At 44.8% G+C, this 22,762-nt stretch carries 14 protein-coding genes; 5 read left to right on the forward strand and 9 right to left on the reverse strand.

Going from position 1 to position 22,762, the window contains the following annotated elements; all coding sequences use genetic code 11:
* Positions 1 to 103: 103 nt before the first annotated feature.
* The gene (locus GCHA_RS19895; RefSeq protein ID WP_193362840.1) at positions 104 to 1,555 is read left to right on the forward strand and encodes a GGDEF domain-containing protein; all 1,452 of its coding nucleotides are present in this window, start codon (positions 104 to 106) and stop codon (positions 1,553 to 1,555) included.
* A 105-nt stretch (positions 1,556 to 1,660) separates the two neighbouring features.
* Positions 1,661 to 1,960 carry a hypothetical protein gene (locus tag GCHA_RS19900; protein WP_007991569.1) on the forward strand — a complete coding sequence of 100 codons (300 nt, stop codon included), beginning with the start codon at positions 1,661 to 1,663 and terminating at the stop codon, positions 1,958 to 1,960.
* A 38-nt stretch (positions 1,961 to 1,998) separates the two neighbouring features.
* Here GCHA_RS19900 and GCHA_RS19905 read toward each other — a convergent pair whose 3' ends face one another.
* Positions 1,999 to 2,718, reverse strand: coding sequence for a DUF3307 domain-containing protein (locus GCHA_RS19905; RefSeq protein WP_007991570.1), 720 nt, complete (start codon positions 2,716 to 2,718; stop codon positions 1,999 to 2,001).
* Entirely contained in the window at positions 2,718 to 3,350 is a 633-nt protein-coding gene (locus GCHA_RS19910; protein WP_007991571.1) for a hypothetical protein, read from the reverse strand. The genes GCHA_RS19905 and GCHA_RS19910 overlap by 1 nt, the downstream gene beginning before the upstream one ends.
* 299 nt (positions 3,351 to 3,649) lie before the next feature.
* Between GCHA_RS19910 and GCHA_RS19915 the strand changes: the two genes are divergently transcribed.
* Positions 3,650 to 3,856, forward strand: a complete 207-nt coding sequence (locus GCHA_RS19915) for a DUF3565 domain-containing protein (protein ID WP_007991573.1) — start codon at positions 3,650 to 3,652, stop codon at positions 3,854 to 3,856.
* 76 nt (positions 3,857 to 3,932) lie between these two features.
* Here GCHA_RS19915 and GCHA_RS19920 read toward each other — a convergent pair whose 3' ends face one another.
* On the reverse strand, positions 3,933 to 4,892 hold the full coding sequence (locus tag GCHA_RS19920) for a purine-nucleoside phosphorylase (protein WP_007991575.1): 960 nt from the start codon (positions 4,890 to 4,892) through the stop codon (positions 3,933 to 3,935).
* A 302-nt stretch (positions 4,893 to 5,194) separates the two neighbouring features.
* Here GCHA_RS19920 and GCHA_RS19925 point away from each other — a divergent pair, with 302 nt between their 5' ends.
* Entirely contained in the window at positions 5,195 to 5,734 is a 540-nt protein-coding gene (locus GCHA_RS19925) for an isochorismatase family protein (protein WP_007991579.1), read from the forward strand.
* 87 nt (positions 5,735 to 5,821) lie between these two features.
* Here GCHA_RS19925 and GCHA_RS19930 read toward each other — a convergent pair whose 3' ends face one another.
* The 3 genes from GCHA_RS19930 to GCHA_RS19940 all read right to left on the reverse strand — a co-directional run bounded on the left by GCHA_RS19930 (position 5,822) and on the right by GCHA_RS19940 (position 8,653).
* Positions 5,822 to 7,519 (reverse strand): SufS family cysteine desulfurase, encoded by a 1,698-nt coding sequence (locus tag GCHA_RS19930; RefSeq protein WP_007991580.1) that lies wholly within the window; start codon positions 7,517 to 7,519, stop codon positions 5,822 to 5,824.
* 124 nt (positions 7,520 to 7,643) lie between these two features.
* Positions 7,644 to 8,258, reverse strand: a complete 615-nt coding sequence (locus GCHA_RS19935) for a DUF6942 family protein (protein WP_007991582.1) — start codon at positions 8,256 to 8,258, stop codon at positions 7,644 to 7,646.
* A gap of 2 nt (positions 8,259 to 8,260) precedes the next feature.
* The gene (locus GCHA_RS19940; protein ID WP_007991584.1) at positions 8,261 to 8,653 is read right to left on the reverse strand and encodes a DUF2750 domain-containing protein; all 393 of its coding nucleotides are present in this window, start codon (positions 8,651 to 8,653) and stop codon (positions 8,261 to 8,263) included.
* Positions 8,654 to 8,817: 164 nt separating this feature from the next.
* Here GCHA_RS19940 and GCHA_RS19945 point away from each other — a divergent pair, with 164 nt between their 5' ends.
* On the forward strand, positions 8,818 to 13,119 hold the full coding sequence (locus GCHA_RS19945) for a hypothetical protein (protein ID WP_039992861.1): 4,302 nt from the start codon (positions 8,818 to 8,820) through the stop codon (positions 13,117 to 13,119).
* On the opposite strand, the gene recD is transcribed toward GCHA_RS19945, so the two are convergent.
* Genes recD through recC form a run of 3 tightly spaced genes read right to left on the reverse strand, consistent with a single transcriptional unit; the run spans position 13,108 to position 22,693 of the window.
* Positions 13,108 to 15,276: an exodeoxyribonuclease V subunit alpha gene (recD, locus tag GCHA_RS19950; RefSeq protein WP_007991589.1), complete on the reverse strand. Its 2,169-nt coding sequence runs from the start codon at positions 15,274 to 15,276 to the stop codon at positions 13,108 to 13,110. The two genes, GCHA_RS19945 and recD, sit on opposite strands and share 12 nt — an antisense overlap.
* Entirely contained in the window at positions 15,270 to 19,217 is a 3,948-nt protein-coding gene (gene recB / locus GCHA_RS19955) for an exodeoxyribonuclease V subunit beta (RefSeq protein WP_007991590.1), read from the reverse strand. The genes recD and recB overlap by 7 nt, the downstream gene beginning before the upstream one ends.
* Positions 19,214 to 22,693: an exodeoxyribonuclease V subunit gamma gene (gene recC, locus GCHA_RS19960; RefSeq protein ID WP_008302792.1), complete on the reverse strand. Its 3,480-nt coding sequence runs from the start codon at positions 22,691 to 22,693 to the stop codon at positions 19,214 to 19,216. The genes recB and recC overlap by 4 nt, the downstream gene beginning before the upstream one ends.
* Between the last annotated feature and the right edge of the window lie 69 nt (positions 22,694 to 22,762).

A 22,762-nucleotide genomic window follows, 5' to 3' on the forward strand; every position in this document is an offset into this window, starting at 1 on the left:
ATATAGCGGCAAATTAAATGGTTGTTTTTTGAGCGATCTTTACCACTAAAATGGTATGTATTTCGTTCGCTTAAATCAGTAGCATTAACTCTTTTTGAACATAATGGAATACCTGTTGAGCACTTCGCAACGAACTCATTTGCCCGCGGTCGGCTTTAAAGTGCCCATTATGCTGTTTGTTATGGCGATAGCTGTTGCAATTAGCGGCTATTTTACCCTGTCAGACTCAGTAGAAGAACAAAGCCGCTTACAACAGCAATCCATGACCCCTGCTTTTGATTTGGTCACCGAGGAATTAGTAAAGCCTCTGCACACAGCTCAAATTCTCGCTAATACACAAACCCTACGCCGCCTAATGGCTGCTAAAACCATTGATGACAATGCATTACTCGATTTGGTTAAGCGTATGTCTATGGACTACAACATGGACTTTTTTGTAGCCAGTGAAAATAGCCGCAAGCAATATAACGCTGACGGCAGCACATTAGCGTTAAAAGAGGGGGAAGTTGAATGGTATTTTAGGATTAAGCAGCAATCGGTGAATGTCGCGGCAGCGCTGGGAAATAGGCAAGATATACATATTTATTTCGATGTGAAGGTGTTTAATGATCAAGGCACATTTTTAGGGTTTATTGGCGTGGGCAAGCGCTTAAAAACCTTTTTAGAAGCCTTTGATCGCTACAAAGACTCATTTGGATATGATTTTGTTTTTGTTGATCATAATGACGACGTTGTACTGGCGTCAGATCCTGAGCTATTAGCCGATGGAAAACGCATTTTATCGGTTGAGCAATTGTCGTGGTTTCAAGCCCTATCAGCACAGCAGAAAACCTTGCCTAGTTTAAATAATACTATTGTCAAAACAGCCAACTTCACTAGCCTAATTGCTCAAATCGACTTAAAAGCGCTGCACTGGAAATTGTACCTGATTACGCCCCTGTCATCACGTAAGGACGCAAGTACCAATGCGTATACCAGTCATACTTCATTCGTTTTATTGATTATTTTTGTGGTGTTTGTAACGGCGCATCTTATTATTCGCTTTTTTGAACATGAGTCATCCAAAAAGCACCAGCTTGATCCCCTAACGCAGTTACATAACCGAGCGCATTTGCAATGGCGTTTTGACAAAGTCGCTAGGGCTAATCAAGCGGCCAGCCTGATTATGGTTGATGTAGATAATTTCAAACGCATTAATGATACCCGTGGGCACAATGTAGGTGACAAAGTACTGATTGAAATTGCGCAATTACTGCAAAGTGAATTACGCGAACATGACGCAATTGCCCGCTGGGGAGGAGAAGAATTCGTTATCTTGTTGCCTGCAACAAAACTCGACAAAGCCCAGAGTATAGCCCAGCGCACCTGCACAAAAATCGCCCAGCGCCCATTGCAGTTAGTCGGTGAAGAAAGTTTAGCCGTTTCCGCGAGTTTCGGCGTTACCTATACAGCGCAAGTGCGTTCACTAGAGCGATTGCTTAAAGTGGCAGATGATGCGTTATATGAAGCTAAGCATGCTGGAAAAAATTGTGTACGCGTACACAAGTTAAGTTAGTCATCTTAGGACTAGCTAAGCACTAATGATATTAAAAAACGATTGTTCACCTATGTTATAATCTATTTTTAGTTTTATTCTTCCAGCCATTTTCTCGGAGTGTTTGTGTTAGCTCGTGTTCGCAACAAGGTGTTATTTACCTCTAAACGTTTCTCAGCTTATTTGGTGACTTACCCAAATCAACATAAGGTTATGAACCATATTGACCCTGTAGCCAAAGGGAAGTACTTCAAATTTAATATTGTATTGCGCCAGCCAAAAATGGGTGGCGTGTTTCATTGTCAAAAGTGCATAGTTAATTTGTTCGGCCGGGTGTATTTATTCAGACCTGACAAATACGAGCACAGTGTTACTCGAATTGAAGAAGGTGAGCGCAAGCTATTGAGTTTTGCGCTTATTCTGTAACGCCTAGTGGTTCTGCAACACTCAAAGAAATAACGTTTTCACAGTCGGTTGACCCACCAGCCCAAAATCAATGCACATGAAAAACTCAGTAATGTGCCCAGCATCATATACTCGGTCAACTTCATGTCTTTTTCTTTTGTTAAATCGCCAAATCGAAAAATCGTTTTGGCGGCCAGCAAGAAACCGACGCCAGCAAATTGCTCAATTAACACAAACGATATAATCAGACAGCGCTCTAAATAACCAATCCAACGTCCTGCAGAGGCAAGGCCTGTTTGTTTATCTTTCAGCTGTACAGTGTATTGATCAAGGGCAATTGAAATAGCGATAGAGACTGGGCGACAGGCAATCACATAGGCGCAGCCTATGGCCAAGTATTTCACCGTTAATAGTGAAAGCAGTTGGTTTTTAATCTGTTCGATGTCAGCGCCGCTCAGTACCCATGCAGCTAAGGCGATAATCAGTACATGAAAAAGTTGATCTAGTAAAAAATAAATCAATTTGTCTGCTTGATAAGACTTCCATATATCAATAAGCAGGTGAGAAAACCCTATTAATACAATCGCAATCCAAGCTTTTGCACTTAAGTCGCCTGCCAGCCATACAGCAATAACCAGTAAAACAAGATGCGACAGGACATGCTTACACAGGCCCCATGAGGCATAATGATGGGTATTTCTGCACGCCACCCATTGATTTTTTTGCAGATAGAAATCCCCTAATACATGGGCCACAATCATCAATAAAAATAGCGTCATTATTCGCTTTCCTTAGTTAACTTTTCCTCAAAAAACACCACATAGGCTTTGATTAAGTCAGCTCCAATGCGCGCTAAATGTTTCGTCACGTTTTGCTGGCTGGTGCTTAATGCCTTCGCCAATTGGGTGTGAGTAGGAAAGTCCATACTTAAATAATGATAAAGCACTTGGGCTTGCTTTTGCGTATGTGAATACAGCACGCTATCTAAAAATTTGGTCGCCAAAACCAGTGCATCGTAAAAAGCGGTGCTCTCGTGATGTAAGCTAATATGCCCGCTAGGCGTATTGTCTAATCCCCTACCAGACAAGGTGAAAGCACTGCCTTGGGAAACGCTGGGCTTATTGCCGTCAATAAGTTGCTCGCCTAAGCCGATTGATAAGGTGATCCCTAGAGGTTGCTGGGTATTTTCAGCGCAAAAAAGTAGGCTTCTCAGTTCAATCGCTGCACGCATTGCGTGTTGTGGCTGTTTAAAAATAAGTTGTAAGCTATCGCCGCGATAAATCTCACCTTGGGTGCTAAAACGTGCTTGGCATTTTGCTAGGTATTTCTCCATTATACCCACTGCAAGCTGGTAATCTTCTAAGGGCATTGCCGTTGAATCCACCAAATCTCCGGTTAATACAGCGATCATATTCGAGCCTTAATGCGTATATTTTGTTCAACTAGGGTAACGAGTTTACGATGAATAAGGGTGAACAGGCAACAAAAACAACCAATTTAGATTGTTAACCAGCTTAACAACCTAAAAAAGTTGTTTCATGAAGATACAACCTGAAAAAGCTGTGGAATAAAAACAGGGGTATTGAGGTAGGATACCAAGCCTTGGCTCAAAACGGCTATCAAATTGCTCGTCGCCTGGAGCATTGAAAATACCGTGGTATACCTCTACAACAGTATTGGGTAAAACGAATAAACACAGGAAAAGCGTAAATGAAACAACCGATTATCGGTTACACCAAAGACGAAGAAGATCATTGGGTAGCCAAACTTGCTTGTGGCCATCATCAACATGTGCGCCACGACCCGCCCTGGACCAACCGCCTCTGGGTGACAACCCAAGAAGGCCGTGAACGTCATATAAATGTTGAACTTGAATGTAAAAAGTGCGACCAAGGAGCAGTTCGAGACTTTCCTTAGCCCAAGCGTATTACTTGCTAAACTCACGTTTCCACGAACAACAAGCCATACTTCGCCGTAAAAGCAAAAGTACTAATTATTCCGCTGCGTAACCGTCTTTAAAGTCGGCCCAGTGCGTAACGATATGATCGACCACCTTACCACCCACGATAACGATGTTATCAACGGTTTCAGCAAACCCACCCGCAGTTTCACCCGGCGCAGGATCAAGGTGCGCTAAGGTTGTTTCATTAGGGTTGCCCTGATCAAAATTCACAGCTCCACGTAAACTCAGCACCCTATCAGTCCCTAATGTTCTTGATAACACTTGGGCAATCGCTACCCCCTCCATTTCAGCAATCATGTAATCATCAGCTCCATATAATTCGCTGATGTACTGAGCTTCAGCAGACAAGCCCGGGCCATGAAAGAAGGTGTCTCCCGCAATGTGAGTACCAACGGTAACCGCGGGTTTACGCCGCGCCTGAGGCTCTGGGTAACGCATACGATACGCTTGAGCTGACGCAGAATCTTTTAACGGTGCGTCTTTGCTTAATGAGAACGCCAAATTGACTAGAGCAGGGTTAAGTTGATAAACACGAATATCTTCATAGCCTTGCCTTGGCATAAACACCGCAGACCCAGGTTCGCCTTCATCCGGCATCCATCGGTGGCCCAAGTCATAATCGATTAGCCAACTTCCCCAATTCACATCTGCGATAGTGCCTTGTGAAGGTGGAATGCCCCCTACTCCACTGATCATGAAATAACTCTGACTGAAATCAAATTGACTGTTCAAAATAATTGCTTGCATTGAAGATGACGAGGCCACTTTCCCCATGCCTAACACAGAACCACACACACCACTTTTATTACAAAATACTGGTGTCAGTGCACCAGCAACATCCATCGATTGAGCATCGATAAAATAACGTTCAAACCAATGTTGAAATTCGCCGGGCTTATCACCTTGATTGGCCCCAATTTCAAACATACCGGCGATAAACACTTTAACCTTTATGGGTTTATTCTGTGCCCCAAGGGCTGACACACTCATTACACAACACAAGACGCAGATTAAAAACTTCAACTAACACTCCAAAATAACTAAATCATTTATAAAACTAAATACTGGCTGCAGCATAGCAATAACCGCACCTGCTACACCCAAAAAATAAACAACTAAAAATCAATACGTTAAGCAGTGATAAGTACAAAGGACAATCCCTCAATGCACCAAAATAAAGCAACATTGGGATCATAACCATGCAGTAGCGTAACGATAATAACGACAAGCATATTGTGCTTGCCACCCATCTTGGTTAACGTATCACTTGGTAACCGCCAGCGAGCCTAAGCATGTTAACGTCAAAAAATACCGGACTAGTGGTCATTGATATTCAAGGCAACTTGGCCCAACAAGTGTTTCAAAGCGAGGCACTGTTGCACAATACATTGACATTGATTAAAGGCGCAAAATTGTTAGCGCTTCCTATCATCCACGTTGAACAAGCCCCGTTAAAATTGGGTAATACCGTTAAATCACTCGCCGACGAGCTTACCCACTACCCGCTGATTAGCAAGCATACATTTGACGCCTGCGAAGAAGCGTCATTTACCAGAGCCTTACAAGAAAGCGACAAAAAAAACTGGCTGGTATGCGGGATAGAAGCGCACGTCTGTGTCTATCAAAGTGTGAGAGGTTTATTGAATTTAGGCTACCAAGTAGAGCTTGTCAGTGACGCTATTTCCTCAAGAACCCATGAGAACAAATCGTTAGCGATGGAAAAATTAACAGCGCTTGGGGCGAATATCACGGGGGTAGAAATGGCTCTATTTGAATTAGTAAAAGATTGCCGCCTGCCAGTATTCAAAGCACTTTTACCTCTGATAAAGTAGTCGGCTAGTCTTTATCTACCCAGCAGCATTGTACTAACGCACTTATCTGTACTAACGCAGCTATTTGTACTAACGCGCCTATCTGCACTAACGCACCTGCCGTTGAATTTCATCAATCACGGCTTGTAAACCATTGCCTCGAGATTGGCTCACATGCTTACCCAGCCCCAGTGACTGAATATACGACGTCAAACTAAATTGCTTTATCTCACTAAGCGTTAAGTGCGCCAGCGGCTCAAAGATAATCGCCAGCAAGCCGCGTACAATTTTACTAGAAGAGTGGGCCGCCAAGACAAGGTGCTTCCCTTGTTTTTCGCATTTCAGCCATACTTGGCTTTCACACCCCATCACTTCGTATTGACCGATTTGATCTTCTGGAGGTAATTTGTTTAGTTGCTTACCTGCCAACATAATCTGCCGATAAATTTCATCCCAACTGCGCGCCTCACGGATTTTGCTCGCAATCGGTAGAACGTCAGTATTTACCGAACTGGCACCATTGTGCGTATTATCAATTTTGCCCTTTTGCTCCAGTTTGTCCTGCCTAGCCGCGGCTTCGACAGAGGGTGATGTAGGGCGAAGGGTATGCAATACACGCTTTAGCACATCCACAAATCGGCTAATATCGTCATGGGTGTTGTAACAGCTTAATGAAGCACGCACCGTACCATCAATTCCTAGCGCCTCCATCAACGGCATCGCACAGTGATGCCCCACCCTTAGCGCAATATTATGCTCATTGAGCAAGACGCCAAGATCCTGATTATTAACCCCTTCAATCGTAAATGACTGGGTACAAATGCTATTGTTAACCTCCCCCCAAAAACGTATACCATCTATCGATTGTAAACCGCTTATAAGCGCCGTATACAAAGCCTGTTCTTGGCTATGAATATCAGACCTATACTGGCGCACAAATGCCAGTGCAGCACCAAGCCCCAACACACCTGCAATATTAGGAGTGCCAGCTTCAAATTTAAACGGTAAGCCTTGAAAGGTAGTATCAGAAAAGCTGACTTTTTCGATCATTTCACCGCCCATTTGATAAGGGGGCAAACCGTCCAATAAGACTTGGCGACCGTACAATACGCCGATCCCCGTTGGGCCGAACACCTTATGCCCACTAAAAGCATAAAAATCACAGTCAAGCGCCTGCACATCAACAGGCATGTGCGCTATTGCTTGCGCACCATCAACGAAGGTTAGCGCTCCATGCTTTTTCGCCTGCGCAATAATCATCGCCACTGGGTTAATATTACCCAGCGCATTAGAAACATGACTAATGGCCACAAGGGCCGTTTTGTTAGTGATCACATTCTTAATGTTATCTATTTTTAATACGCCCTTTTCGTCCACCGGAATGATTTTAAGACGTAATCCATGTTCATTAGCAACTTGCTGCCATGGCACAATATTCGCGTGATGCTCTAAAGCAGACAAAACAATCTCGTCCCCTGACGCCAAGTGGCCCTTAGCTAAAACACTCGCAATTAAGTTAACGCTTTCAGTGGTACCTTTTGTCCAAATAATTTCCTTTTCACTGCTAGCATTAATAAAAGCCGCGACGTCTTTACGCGTCTGTTCAAAAGCCTCTGTGGCTGCCGCCGAGACGCTATGACTCGCACGATGTACATTTGCGTTTTGTTGTGAATAAAAACGGTTGACTGTATCAATCACGATCTGGGGTTTTTGAGTAGTCGCACCATTATCGAAATACACCCATGATTTATCATCATTTAGTTGCTGAAAAATGGGAAATTGTTGACGCAAAAACGACTCAGACATAGCACACTCGATGGGAATTAATAATGGGGGCGAATTGTTGTTAATATAGGCGGCTTAATCAAGTCTAATCATTACATTTATCGCTTGGTCGCTTAGGCGAGCAATACAAGATTACTCATAACACTCACGGCTTATCTAAGCTCATTAATAACTCGACCAAACGGATAATTTTAATATTGGATAATTGCCGATAATCAAAGTACGGGCAGACCACAGTCCGAGCCTTACTATCAATGGCAAATTCTTGATCTAACCAGTATAAATTCAACGCTTGTGCATTAACTGTACTGGCGGTCAACATTGATTTTGCATAGGTGCGCCCCATGATGATGTGAAAATTAGCGACGTCTTCATTGCCATTGTGCCGCTGGCCAATATCCACAGGAGCCGATTGATTATTTATATCTAGAGAGGGAAATATCAATGCGGTTTGACTTGCTCCTTGAAGTAAAAAGCGATCCCTGTAGGCCTGCCAGCTTTGACATTCAGCACCGGCAAGTTGAGCATTTAGCGTGGCATCAGCACCGCGCCAGGCAAAGATTAACTTGGCATACACGTTGAATACTTTACGCCAGCCATTGCCGCATTCTCTATTGATCGCTTCGATATCCCCATTATTGAGCGCCTGTAGATGCTCAATAATAGGGAGATTTTGATAGTTCGGACGATTGCCGATATACACATTAACCTGAGCTTGGTTAGCACCTAAGCCCGCATGCTGTATGACAGAGCTTTTCAAAACTAACCTTGTGGTTGTAGTTCCTCATCAATGCAGGTAAGCATTTCTTCTGCCTCAAGCATGATCCCTTCCTCATCTTCACTCAAAGGAAAGACTAACACCAAGGTACCATTGTTTTGCATACCCGGTAGCCACACTTGATGCCACTGGGCAAAGTCAATTTGTTTAGGCACGCAATCGGGAAAGTCGTTTTTGACCCAAGCTTGGGCAAACTCAGCATATGGCCAAACAGGGATGCATGCATCGTCTTCAGCTTTAAGCATTAACCAGCCATTATCACCGTAAAGTCCCCACAAATGCTGACGCTCGATCATGCTGGTAATCGCATAATCAAAGCGCTCTTCGGGCAACAATTTACTGAGGGCAATAAAATCTTCAGCTGAAATTTCGGTCATATTAACGTCCTGAATAGTGTGGGTTTGTTGTGAATAGCGAGAGCGTACAAACAAGCCATACCAGTGTGGCTTACACCTCAAAATTAAGCAATTTTTCAGCAAAAACTTGATTTTTAGCCTTTCTTGAACTGTTACTTAACAAACCAAGGAAAAGGTGAAAATCAATGTCAGCAAAATCGGTGGCGCAGAATACACTATCCTCCTCTAAAACGCCAAAAAGAAGGGCGTTATTAATCATTATTATTCTGCTCAGTGCAGTAGGTCTTTATACCTACTTGTATTACAGCAATATCGAAGAAGGCTCGAGCAACAATAATCTTTACCGCATTTTGTACGAAGCGACCAATACCTTAAACCAAAACATAGACAAACTAAAACGAGGCCACGATTATAACGAGAGCGAAACATCGATTCGCTCTTTACTTCCAAGTTATCAGCGCACTACCGCTGTACCTTTGCGCAAAGTACCCAAACCCCTAACTTACACGTTAGCTGCTCAGCAAATCCTAATCCGAGATAAAGCAAAAGAATCTATTGCCAAACTAGAAGTACAAGACATTTTGCCCACGCCCAAAGCGGGTTTCAGTCAATATTTATTTGCCAGCAAAGATGGGGCCGTTTTAGCCTCAGCGGGACATGAGAAAACCATATCGATCGTCGATCTCACCAGTATTAACCAAGCGTTTTTGCGCCAAGAAAGCCGCTCTTTGTTGTCTATGGCTGATGCAGTTAAACCACAAGGCAACGCGCCTTTGCCCAGCTATAGTAGCCACATAGACATAACGCTTTCTTATGGTAAATATCGGGTGTTTGCCTTTCCTTTCGCCTTAGATATTCCAATCTCTTATTCTTCCAATGGTGAAACGCACACCCTAAACCACTTATATTTGCTAGGTTTAATGCCGCGCAACAAACTGATACAACAAAGTACCACCAGCTGGAATGCTTCTTTGCTGGTCGTCAGCAGCGTTAGCCTACTATTCGTGCTCTGTTTATTACGTCTCTATTTACTGCCCATTACGCACTCAATTACGGTTATCAATCGCACAGTGACCCACCTGATAAGCTACGGCTTTTTTATCGTAGTGTTGTCTTTACTATTAGCTTATTTTCAAAAATATGTGGTGCGATATAACAAAGATCACCAGGCCATAGAGTATGCGCAAAAAATAACCCAAGATATTGAGCAAGATGTTTATCACGTTTTCGATGAACTGAATCAATTTCGTGGGTTTTATCAAACACTGCTCGATACTACGCAGCAGGCGTCAGAATCATCCGCTAAGCAGAATATCAATAGTATTTTTAAACAAGCCCTAGAAAAGATAAACTTCCACGAATTTACCTGCCCTAGAGCAAACCAAGGCCACGCAGCTATTCTCCCATTAGCGGTTTCATCTGCCGATGAATTTTCCATCGACTATGAATGCACTGAAGACAAGGGGATTACAGTTTCTTCTGACTTTGATGGCGCCAATTTGACTCAGTTTTTAAACCCAGATGGCACTCCGCCTGAAGATGCACAAATACTTGATTTTTTTACTCGAAATATAGAAATAACCCTATCCGCTGAAAATAGCCTAGAAACACATGTAGGCAAGATTGATGAGCATGTGCCGCCCCTTAGCTTACTCAATGTATTTTTACTCAATAAAGATGGCGCTATCTTGACCCCATCTTTTTACTTTGTGGAAAACAATGTATTACCTGAGGGATTTGAATTGTCGAACCGCGATTACTTCAAAAAAATACGCGATCATCAAGGTTGGGCTCTACCGCGCAAAAAGACAAACAAACAGGCAAAACCAAGTGAAACTGACATATCGCCCAACCCTGCGTATCAACAGGCATATATTCAACGCTTGCTAAACGTCAATAACGCGACTCGGGGGACCACCATTTCAATGCCGTTATATCTTGCTAGCGACATTGCACAGAAGGATAAAAAAGATGATCGCTATGCCAGTATCATCGCAGCTGATGTGATTTTGCCGAACATTGTTCTTGCTCAGCCAGCGCCCATGGATCTGACTTTTATGGTGGTTGACAGAGATGACGGACAAGTACTTTTTCACAGTGATGCTAGTCGCGCAATGGTAGAGAATATTTATTACTCAGGCAATCATAGTCCAATCTTGGACCAGCGTATTCGCGCCGCTTTAGATAGCACCCAGCACCACAGTTCTTCCTTATCAACAAAAGCAATTAAAGGATTTTACCATGGCCAAGCGGGACGTTTTTTTGTTCAGCCCAGCCTCATCGATAAATGGGCAGTACTGGTGTTCTATCCTGACGATAGCTTAGATGCCCTGATGACGAGCCAATTTATGTTTTTGTGTATTAGTTTTGCCGTTTTCATAGTGATTTTAGCAACCTTAAGCGGGTTACTTGGGCGTCTCTTTGACACCGATAAACTCAAGCAATATGTCAATTTACCCGCCACGTTTGATACCAAAGAAATGCTTCATTTAAGCTCTACCTTAATTGGGATCATGTACTGTCTATTTACTTTTACACATCTTGCTATCTACCCTAAAGAAGAAGCGGGCTACATGGTTTGGTTAATTGCCATCAGCACTGTGCTGCTTATATTCTACTTTGGATATCGCGGTTACAAACTGCTGTTCGAATCAGCTGGAGAAAGCTTCTCTATTCGTAAAAAAGGGAAAAAGGGGGCACTTTTCTTAGCCTGTGGCTTAGGAGCATTAGCCGCAATTCAAGCGCTGTATTTGGATAATGTGATGACGACGCCCCTGAATAACCTGACGCATTACTACCATTATCAACAATGTAATAAACTTAATCGAGAACACGCTGAGATAGCCGCCTTGGGCTTAACCCGATTTCCTAATTCAATTACTAAACATCGCATGGAGGCATCACACTTACTGTTTGGCGCGAAACATAAAGATGACCAAGTTAATTGGACTGCGGCCCTACAAACAAAATGCGCAGACTATTCAAAGGCAGTGATGCCTGATGATTTCCCAGGTGCACTGGATTTGCTCAGTACGACACAAAACTGGCCGTGGTTGGATTCGTATATGTCGTTTTCCCCTGCCACTGAGGCGCATCCCACTCACGCAAACCAGGAATTAACAATGCCTCGCAGTGCCAGTGCTGCAGGCATACTTGCGATTATATTTGTGCTACTGGCTTGGCTGCACTTCAATAGAGTCACTTTGTGGCGACGTTTGTATTACTCACCTTTTTTCTTGCGTCATATTCGCTGCTTGAACTTACCGAGGCGCCAAGACAATTGCACTGCAACTTCACCCGCTCTGAGGTTGCAAGTTGACTCTCCTAAACCTAATGGTATCGATTTGGTGACCCTGCTTACCTTGTCACCTGTACCAGCAACGCCAGCAGCCCTTAGCGAAACTGACGCAAGCGCTACGCAATCGTATTTCGCCCAGTTGCTCAACGACAGCCCCTATTTACAAACGCTTAAAACCAATAACACCGCTTTACCAAATATTAAAATGGCTTTATCACCGCTGACTGCAAACCCTGAACAAGGCTATCAGCTAGAACTTTGGGATATTGAAGTCTGCCTTGAAGTGCCTAAACTGCGCAGAAAACTGCTGGCGTTATTGATGGAGCTCAAGTCACTGGCATTACTTGGCAAAATAAAACAACTGACCCTTTACTGCGGCTTTTACAGTCTGCAGCGCGTTAAAATGAAAGATCCGCTGGCATCCTTTGACGACACTGCTCCCCTCGCTCATGCGGATTATTTATCCTGGGCAGACTGCTTGTTGGACTTTACAGTGCATTTACCGCCCAAAATTACCCAGCAAATCTCGCCTGAAGTCTTAAATAGTGAGCTAACGCTTTTTGCTGACCTTGCATGCCTATTTCCCAGCGTTGACACAGAGGTTAAAGATGCAGATAAACTTGAATTCCCGTTTGTTCACACGCCTGGGAACTTATGGCGAAACCCGTCACAAATTCCGCGCTTCTACCAACAGATAAAACACCAACCCAATCAAACGTTCAGCACGGGTTATTGGGCGACCATTAACTATATCATTTTGGTTGCCGGGCCTTTGTATCGCTACAAATGGGAATTGTGCTCAAATGCTGAAAAGCTCGCACTGTATAATTTGGCAAAAGGGCAATATATCAATCCGAAAAACAGTGAAATGATAGAGCATTTAGCCTTAGCAGGTTTAATTAAGGTTGAACGCCGACACATTACAATTATAAATCACAGTTTTGCCCACTTTGTTCGACACGCGGAAAGCCCCCAAGCGATGAGTAGATTAATTTCTGACGGCGAAGCAGGTACGTGGAAGAATTATCGGCTCCCTCTGGGCTTACTGTTACTGCTGATTATAGGTGGCGTGGCGATGACCTCGGGGCAATCTTTATATATCATCGCCGCATCGTTAGCCGGAGTCATTGGCACCATCGCCAGTTTAACCAGCAGTGCCAATATGTTACGCGGGCATTTAAAAGAGTAAGCGTTTGGCTAAACCGCTGCCCCGCTGGCAGCGCCGTGCAATACTAAGAGAGAGCGCCTGTTCATCGCTGTACAAGGTGAAAGACTTTTTCGCCCGCGTTAGGCCCGTATAAAGTAATTCACGGCTGAGTAATCGAGCTTGAGATCCTGTCTCTACCCGTGGCAAACACAAATAAACATGATCGAACTCTGAGCCTTGGCTTTTATGAATTGTCATCGCGTACACTGTGTCATGAGGGGGCAAGCGACTCGGAAGCACCCCTCGCAAGGTATTTTGCTCTGTGACAAACCACACTTTCATCAGTTCGTCGTTATCAGCATCCGGCATTACAATGCCAATATCCCCATTAAAGAGCCCTAAACTATGATCATTTTGTTTAAGCATCACAGGGCGACCGGGGTAGAAATCACGCCCTAGTTCAATAGCGCCCTTTTTATTGAGTTCAGATTCTATCAGCGCGTTGACTTGTAGTACGCCCCAATTCGCTTCTTTTTGTGCGCACAGGACTTGCTGCTGTTGTAACAAACTGAAAACCTCAAGCCCCTTGCTATGCAGCGTTCCTTGCGCACAAACGTGTTTTACATGCTCAAAATAAGCTTGGTAATCTGGCAATAGTTTAGCCACCAAGGCTTTTGGCTCATCGCTGGTTTGCCAAACAACATCTGGGTAACGCTCATCAGCGAATAACGCTTTTGAAGGGGCTAATTTGCCACTATTAATTGCCCGCGCTAAGCGACCAATACCGCTTTTTTCACTGAAGCGATAACTCTTATGTAGCAAAGCCAAGCTATTACTGATCGGTGCTTTGTTTGGTGTACTTACCTGCAGATCAATTTGACACAAATCTTTAATTACCCTCAATGCCTCATCGCTGTATGGCGGGGGCTGATCGTACACAGTAGGCGAGAAATTAAGCGCTGCGGCGCATATATCTGACAGCACACTGCCCGCCTCTACCGAGGCAAGTTGATCTTTATCACCCAGCAGAATGATTTTGGCGTGGGCGGGTAACGCCGCAAATAATTTGCTCATCAGGGGTAAATCAACCATGGAGGCTTCATCCACGATCAACACATCTAAATGCAGGGGATGCTGCGCGTTAAAACGAAAATAAGGACTGTTCGCAATACTGCCTAATAACCTATGAATGGTGCTGCACTGGTTGGGTAAATCTGCTTGTAATGCCGTGGGCAGTTTGCCCATAGCCGCACTGATAGACTGACTCAAACGCGCTGCGGCCTTTCCGGTCGGCGCGGCAAGTTTAATTTGCAGTTTTTTATGTGCATGCCTTGCTAGCCCCTGCAATAAAGCCATTAATCGTATAACCGTGGTGGTTTTTCCCGTACCCGGGCCGCCTGTTATAACGCTAACATTTTGACTTGCCGCCAGGCACACTGCCACTTGCTGCCAGTCAATAGGTGCTGCTTGCTGATCTTGTGCGCTGTTTTTTGCCAAGCTGTTTTTAGCCAAGCTGTTTTTAGCCAAGCTGCCTTTTGATTCATGCGTAGCAAACAGCTGAGCTAGTAAGGCTTGGCCTTGGGCAACATCTAACGTCGTTGCACGCCCCGTCATGCTATTTATTTTACTCGCCAGCTGTACTTCGTATTGCCAGTAACGCTGCATATAAAGTTCACTGCCTTGTAAAATAAGAGGCTTGCTTTGGGGCGCAAACACGGGCTCGCAGCTTGTCGATGCCCTACTTTTTAAAGCGTTTTTTTCAGTGCTCTTATCAGTGCTGGCATTCGCTACCTCCCCTGTGTATCGCTCATCAACCACAGCAACACAAGTCGATGCGCTTAACATAGGCAATAGTTGGTCGATAGGTTCGAAGCGATAAAAAGGCAAAAAGGGCTGATAAGTGTTATCTAGATTAAGGCAGCTATCTTGCTCCCCCAAGCGGCTACTTAAATAGGCTGCCAATAACCCCACCACATGAATACCGTTCACATCGACAGCGTGTTTTCCATGTTCGTGAAGCATTACAAATTCAGCAAATGCCAGATCCAATGGGCGAATACGCCCTATTTTCAACAAATTTTGTAAGATACTGGTCGTGGTTGGTACCTGTGCGGCGACAGATGCCTGAGCATCTAGCTTATTTGTCTTAGATGCATCATCATTGTTGGCCATTTGCTTTACCATTGAATCGGTTACCATAAGTCCAGTTGTCCTTGCCCAGAGGGGGCGTCACCGCCGCTACGTTTAGTGCCTGAAGATGTACTGGCTGGTGTGGGCTGATATCGCCCATCAAACAAGGCATCTAAGTCGTCAATTAAAGCTTGTGCGGGCAGTAAGTAAAACACACCATTGCCCGGTTTTTCACTGTGCATTCCTCGCAAGAAGGTATAAAAAGCCCCACCAATGTGCTCGGCATAAGCGTAATCTGATTTGTTATTTTTCAGCCAGCGGTGCAGCGCCACCGTATATAAAATGGCTTGCAAATAGTAATCATGCTCTTGCATGGCACTCGCCATCGCTTCACCATGATAATCCGTAAAATCAGCCCCTAAATAATTCGATTTATAATCCAGCACATAAAACTTGCCTTGATACTGCAGGGTCAAATCAATAAAGCCTTTTAGCATACCGTTTAGTTGTTCAAACTGATAATGATGCTGGCGCTGAGGAATATGCAGGTTGAGAATGTGATTAAACGTCTGTGCTTTTACATCAACTAACGGCAAATAAAATTCCATTTCAACCAATACCTGGTCCTTTGCCAAAATGCCTAAACACAGCTCATCAATGTCGCTTGTACCCTCAGCGATTGGGCTGGTTAACTTAGCCTGCAACACATCAAGGATCCACTGTTCAACCACATCGAACCATTTTTCTTCAATACCGTACCAAGTGCCCTGTTCGACAATGACATCCTGTAAATTAACCGGGTTGGTGAAATCAATTGACTCAAGCACCCCATGCAAAAATGAACCGGCCTGCGCCCCTTTCACAAAGGTGAATTGATCAAGCACCTCTTGTTCAATAAGTGCTTCGCCATCAGCACCAAGCAATGACATTTCTATATCTGACAACAACGAGAGACTGTCATCATTGTTTTCTATTCGATAATCTGTAGGCACATTCTGGACTTGGCTTACAACAGACGTTCTACTGTCATTTACCTCACGCTTTGGGCTCGCTAAACTTGCAATTTGGTCAAGTTTATCAGCGCCTTCATCTTGGCCTGGGGCCACAAACTCGTGATGCTGCTGACTACTAATGGCTGAATAACTGGTTAAACGCCAACGGCGAGTAACGGGCTTAGGCAACTGAGCGGCTTGCAACGCCACGTGTTGTATCTTCTCACTCTCATCACCTGATGCTTTTATGCCATCAGTGGGATTTTTACCACCAGTGGGATTTTCACCAGCGACGCCTGATTCCTGTACATTAACCCCAAGGCCATTTGTGTTTTTACTAAGCAAGAGTTGCTTAAGCTCGGTTACATTGCGCTGCGCTTCTTGGGCCTTAAATCCGTGATACCCCAAGTCAATCGACTTAGATAAATCGTCTAAACGCTGGGTAATTACTGAGTCACTTATGGAAGTACCTTGGTCAAACAGAATCCGCCCAAGGGCCGTTTGCATTAACTGAGACTCTTTTTTACGTTGCGGGTGGCTGTTATTCCACAAGCCTATAAAACAATAATGTACCGCTCGCGTCAGTGCTACGTAGAGTAAGCGAATATCTTCAGCGAGTCGCTCATGATCGGCAAGGGCAAGGTTTTCTTCAGCGCCTAAAAAGTCAATAACCAAACCATCGGTATCACTGTGATAAATGGCTTCTTTCATTTCTCGGCAGCGACTGGCAAACGGAATAAACACCAAGGGATATTCCAACCCTTTACTGGTGTGCTGAGTAATGATCTGCACCAAATTTTGTTCCGTTTCCAAGCGAATTTGTTGGCCTTCATTATCGTTATCTGGCTCGGCCAAGTGCGCTTGAAACCAATGTAAAAGCTGGCTTTCACCCGACATCAACTGACTTTGTACTTGCAACAGTTCTACCAAATGGCGCAGATCCGTTAAACGCCTTTGGCCATCTTGATACCGCTCTACCAGTCTTTGGGCAATACTGAAGTGACGCATTAAAATATTCAGCGCCATCATCAACCCATGGCGTTGCCATAACTGATGCCAATAGGCGAATTGCTCAACTAATTTTTGCCATTGCCATTCTTCGCTGAATAAGGCGTCTAGGGCGCCGGCGTCATAACAAAATAATTCGCTGGCGATCGCCGCCCGTAAATATCGGTCATTACTGGGATTGGCTAACGCTTGCACTATGGCATATAAATCGACTGCTGTTTGACTGGCAAATACACTTTTACGCGCCAAAAACATGCTGTCTACCCCAAGCGCAGCTAAAGCCTGTTTAATGGTGTCAGCTTCATTTCTGTCTCGTACCAAGACGCAGCAGTCCCCTGGCATAATGCCGCGTTGCATTATCTTAGCTTCACCCGTTGCGCCTTGATGAATAAATTGCGCAATACGCCAGGCACATTGTTGTGCCATGGCAGTTTGGGCCTCTCCCCAGCCAATCGGCTGTGCGTTTTCACTGGTTAAGTGATGCACATCTAAGCTGTTGTGACTTTGACCAAGGACCTGCAAGCCCGTTTCTTGTTCAACACTTGCCACCGCTTGAAACGGAATACTGTCTTTAAATAAAAATCCCGCCTCACTTTGGGTAAATAAGGTATTCACCCCTTCCACTAAACTTGGCTGCGAGCGCCAGTTAGTCCCTAGGGTAAATTGGCGCTCAACATCCACCAAGTCTTTAGCGGCAATGTAGGTATGAATATCTGCACCGCGAAACGCATAAATGGCTTGTTTGGGATCGCCAATAGCGACCCAGCAAGGTGAGATATCACTAAATTGCTTAGTGTAAATAATCCGAAAAATATCAAACTGTATTGGATCAGTATCTTGAAATTCATCAATCAGCGCCGCGGGATAACTCTCTTGTATTGCTTTTGCTAAAGATTGTTGCGCTGTAGTTTGATGTTCTGGGTCTGCTTGAGCACCTGATTGCGCTTGTGCCGTCAATGCGCGATGCAAACAGCTAAGCAAATCATCTGGTGATAACAACTGCAAACGTTGTTTGTTATTAGCAAGGTTTCGGCTGATATGCCCTAGCGCATCCAAACTGTAGGCCAGTAAAAGTTGTTCATGGCATTGCTGTTGTAAGTAACCCAAGGTTTCAAAGCGGCTAAAATCTAGATGCGCTAAGCTCTTAGAGGTTTTCTTCATGGCCCCAGCCACTTTCGCTGGGCTAAACACCTGCCATAGGTCTTTATCAAAATCAGCACGGCTTTCGTCGCTGAGACAAAACGCCTGCATTTTGCCAATATAATCTGCTTTTCCAAGCTTGGTGTTGGCTTTTAGATCGGCATCAACTATCTGCTGGGCCACGTTATTATCGAGCCACCAGCGCTTAGTTTCTTGTAAGGTGCGAATATACTCATCAACACATTGATGGCTGGCGCGTATATCTGCCTTTTGCAAAGGAGTGACATGACGGTACAACAAAGAACTCAAGGCAGATTGTAACGCCTGAGGGCTTTGCCAAATACACAGTAGCTCGTTCAATATTTGCCGCGGTAACTGAACAATATGGCCACGCCAGTAATCCTCAACCGCCAGTTTCAACCATTGGGACTCATCAAGCACCAAACTTTGTTCGTACATTGCCCCGCTTTCAAAGGCATGTAAGCTGAGCATTCGTTGACAAAAACCATGTATGGTAAATACCGAGGCGTCGTCCATTTGCTTAATCGCCAACAGTAAGCGGTGGCAATCGAGTTCAATATTTTCACTACGGTCGATTAAATATTGGGTAAATTCGTCGTCACTCTTGTGCGCATAAAAATCAAAATACGCCCGTTGCAGTCGTTGACGAATTCGCTGTTTAAGCTCAGCGGTAGCGGCGTTGGTAAAGGTCACCACTAAAATTTTATCAACACTCAAGGGCGTGCATTCATCCCCTAACAGCAAACGTAGATACAGGTTGACTATGGTGTAGGTTTTTCCGGTTCCTGCACTGGCTTCGATAAGAGAAGCACCGGTCAGTGGAAAGGTCTTGGTATTTAACGGGATCATGACGCCTCTCCTAACCTATCAAGCAAGGGGCCGAACAAGGCATTGCTCACTTCGCTGAACGCGCTAAAGTGCTGTTGTAAATCGGGGCATACACGGCGAATATGCGGTTCATCTCCCTCGCCTTTAGCGAAATAACTACCATAAAACGCATTTTGCGCTTTTACCCAAGCTTTTGCTTCATCTTGTACGCTGAGCCATTCAAAGGCCGTTTTAGGATAAAAATGTAGTACCTGCTGCTGCCCCAAACGCCAATAATGAATAAACACGGCCAATTGGGTTTTCGCCTCAGCCATGCCAATAGCTTCAATACTAAAAGGCGCTTTGTCATCTACACCGATAAAATAGGCGCGTTGGGGCTTGGCCACACTACCGTTGGCACATAGGGCTAGCCAAGTTAACCACAAGTGTAATACGTTGTTCCCTTTGACTTTCCCCGCTCGCCAAAGTACTAAATTTCCGCCGTAGAGTGTGTTTACCCAGCCCGTTATTTGCATACTTTGCGTTGTTGCTGCGCCCGGGTTTTGTGCGCTAGCATGCACCTCATCCTCGGTTTTGACTTTCGTTCCATCGGTTGTCATAGCCAGAAGATTATTCAAGGTAAAGTTTATCTCTACGCGCTGCGCTGGCACCTCATCTAGTGGGCCACCGATGACCTCGACAATCGCATCGAGTAACGCTTGTGACTGCTTATAAACTGGCTGCAAGCTAATATCGGCAATATTACCCGTGGGCAACTTTCCTTCTGCCCGTAGGCGTGTTGTCCAATCCTCTTGTTGGGTAACCACAAATCGTTCATTGAGTATGTAGCGCGCGAGCGCATCTAACTCAAATGGCTCGTCATCGCTTTGCGCCTCGTAAATACGGGTTAATCGAGTTTGCCAACGTTGGGTGAAAAACGCTTTGGCCGGGTTACTAAAAAACGCCAACAGCTCGTCTAATTCCACAGCCGATGTTTGGCTGTGTTCAGGCAGTACCTTAAGCGGCGCAGAACAGAAATCGACCTCTTTGTCAGCATGAACTGTTCCCACACTCAACTGCTGAGCCAGGGCTAACCAATGCGTTTGAAAGCTATTGGCAATACCCGTTGTTGTGTCTGGGGTGAAATACACTGGGTTAAACGGTTGTAAGGCGTGCTCGTGATACAAATGTTGCAGTAAATTTTCTGCGCAATCCTTAACAGGCAGTACGTCATCCCCCGCTAAGCAGAAGGTTTGCTCTGTATATTCAAGTAACTCGCTGAGCAAAATGGATGGGCTACGCTCGGAGTTGTCTTTGGCGCTATAGCCCTGAAAACTTAAATACAAACGTTTACGCGCTGATAATATTGCCTCAAGAAATAAGTACCTGTCGTCTAATCTTCGTGAACGGTCTCCTCGTCGCGCTTTGCCTATGCGCATTAAGTCAAAGCCTACGGGTACAACTTGCCTTGGGTAATCCCCGTCATTTAGCCCTAACAAGCACACCACTTTAAAGGGCACGCTGCGCATCGGCATCAGGGTGCAAAAATTAACATAGCCAGCTAAAAACCGTTGCCCTACCCCTTTACTGGACAAACTTTGTTCAAGCTCAGCCAGAAAGACATCATGCACAATATCGCCCTCAAACTGATGCCCATGGAGGGTCATTTGCTGCAACGATTGGCGCAATTGTAAAATATAAGTTTGGTCATCATCGTCGGGCAAATACAGTGCATCGATGAGTTGCAAAGCATCTTCAATTTTTGCTCTGAGACTGTCTGAACGTTGACAAAACGCCAGTGCATTGCCTAGCGCTTGGCTAAACATATAAAACTTTCCTAATGCGACCACATGCTGCCCTTCAATTTGCTCGTAAGGGGCAATTTGCCCGTGGGCATCATCAAACATACTTTGGCCGCCCATGGCGTATCCGGCAAGTAAGCGCTGTAAACCGAATAACCAGGTATTTTGTGGCTCATTTGGTAGTGACCACCGGGTTTTATCTTGCCCATCCCAGCCCCAGCGCACACCTGCTTCTGCAAGCCAAACGCTGAGTAAATCAAACTCCTCCGGGGAAATATCAAATTTACGTTGCACCGCAGGCACTTCACACAAGGCCAACACGTCAGACAACCCGATACGACTTTGATGCAATGACATTAGCTGTATAAAGCTATTTAGTAATGGCGATTCCTGTTGTGCGTTGCGATCTGAAATCGCGTACGGGATCGAAAGCCCTTTATCAGTTCCACCAAATATACCGTCAATAATGGGTGCATAGCTTGCCACGTCGGGCATCATGACTATCACATCGCCGGGATGTAATTCAGGGTTCTGGGCGAAAAGGTGTAATAGCTGGTCATGTAAAACTTCAAGTTCACGCACTGCGGAATGGCAGGCGTGCACTTGCAGTGTCATATCGTCATTGTCGATTGGAATTTTCGGATACTGCTCACCGTTCGATAATAGCTCTTGTGCAGACAACGGCTCCATCGCCCCGCGATGGGTTAAGGCTAATACTTCATGTTGTAGATGCTCAAGCAAACTATGAGGCTCTTGCTCAATAAAAGCATCATGCAGCTCTACCTCTAATGCGAGGATCATGTCTTGGTAGTCTCGCCCTTGTTTCCCCCAAGAGGCTAACAAAGGGTTCCCCACCAGCAGGTAATCGTCCATACCGCTTAGACCGCCCTGCTCAGCCTCGTTTGCTTGAGTTAATAAACTTTGCAATTTGGCTTGCAGCACTTGTTTGTTGTCAACGATATCCCCCCAATAATGGGCGCTGGGGTTAAACCAGAATATGATCACGTCGCGGTTTTTTGCCAGTGCTGAAAATATTTCCAATTGCTGCACTGGCATAGCTGACAAACCAAACACAAATAAGGGCTTAAGAGACGTATTAGAACTAGGCGACTGCTCAAGTTCCTGTAATAAACGCGTATGTAAGTTCGCCCTATGATAAGGGGACTCTGCCAGCTCTTTGGCATATGCAACCAACGCCCGCCATAAAATAGGCTGCCAAGGTTGAGCGTCTACATCTGTGTCGTCTAAGGTGTTTTCACCCTTTTCCCATGCGAGGATCCATTCAGGGCGATAAACCAAATACTGATCGTAAATATCCGCTATTTTTTGGCATAATTGATAAAGCTTTAATGGTTGTTGCTCATCAAGATATTGGGCAATGCTGGCAAACTCTGTCTGCTCACTCATGCTCGGCAGAATGCTCATGAGTTTCCATGTCATGTTGTCTTTGGTAAATGCTGACTGTTCGGGTAAATCATTAACGTGGCTTTTGTACAATTGCCATATGTAACTAGAGGGGAGCGGAAACTCGATATTAGCCGAAATACCCAGCGCTTGCGCAATTTCTATTTTTAGCCACTGGGCCATACCTGGGCTTTGCACTAGCACCACATCCGGGGAGAAGATGCTTTCTAGCGAACTTTTACTCTCACCTAACCAACCGATCAGATAGGCAGCAAGGCTTTCCATTTTATTTGACTGCACCAGATGCAACATAGCTAACTTCACTCAGGAAATTGATGTCCAAGTGTAGCAAAAATACTGTTTATAAAACCACTAATGATT

It is taken from the genome of Paraglaciecola chathamensis S18K6 (genome assembly GCA_000314955.1).
In the GTDB taxonomy this organism is placed as follows: Bacteria; Pseudomonadota; Gammaproteobacteria; order Enterobacterales; family Alteromonadaceae; genus Paraglaciecola; species Paraglaciecola chathamensis.

Coding starts and splice junctions, on each gene's coding strand:
- GCHA_RS19895 (WP_193362840.1), top strand. CDS start 104: ATGGAATACCTGTTGAGCACTTCGCAACGAACTCATTTGCCCGCGGTC.
- GCHA_RS19905 (WP_007991570.1), bottom strand. CDS start 2,718: ATGACGCTATTTTTATTGATGATTGTGGCCCATGTATTAGGGGATTTC.
- GCHA_RS19910 (WP_007991571.1), bottom strand. CDS start 3,350: ATGATCGCTGTATTAACCGGAGATTTGGTGGATTCAACGGCAATGCCC.
- GCHA_RS19915 (WP_007991573.1), top strand. CDS start 3,650: ATGAAACAACCGATTATCGGTTACACCAAAGACGAAGAAGATCATTGG.
- GCHA_RS19920 (WP_007991575.1), bottom strand. CDS start 4,892: ATGAGTGTGTCAGCCCTTGGGGCACAGAATAAACCCATAAAGGTTAAA.
- GCHA_RS19925 (WP_007991579.1), top strand. CDS start 5,195: ATGTTAACGTCAAAAAATACCGGACTAGTGGTCATTGATATTCAAGGC.
- GCHA_RS19930 (WP_007991580.1), bottom strand. CDS start 7,519: ATGTCTGAGTCGTTTTTGCGTCAACAATTTCCCATTTTTCAGCAACTA.
- GCHA_RS19940 (WP_007991584.1), bottom strand. CDS start 8,653: ATGACCGAAATTTCAGCTGAAGATTTTATTGCCCTCAGTAAATTGTTG.
- GCHA_RS19945 (WP_039992861.1), top strand. CDS start 8,818: ATGTCAGCAAAATCGGTGGCGCAGAATACACTATCCTCCTCTAAAACG.
- recD (WP_007991589.1), bottom strand. CDS start 15,276: ATGGTAACCGATTCAATGGTAAAGCAAATGGCCAACAATGATGATGCA.
- recB (WP_007991590.1), bottom strand. CDS start 19,217: ATGATCCCGTTAAATACCAAGACCTTTCCACTGACCGGTGCTTCTCTT.
- recC (WP_008302792.1), bottom strand. CDS start 22,693: ATGTTGCATCTGGTGCAGTCAAATAAAATGGAAAGCCTTGCTGCCTAT.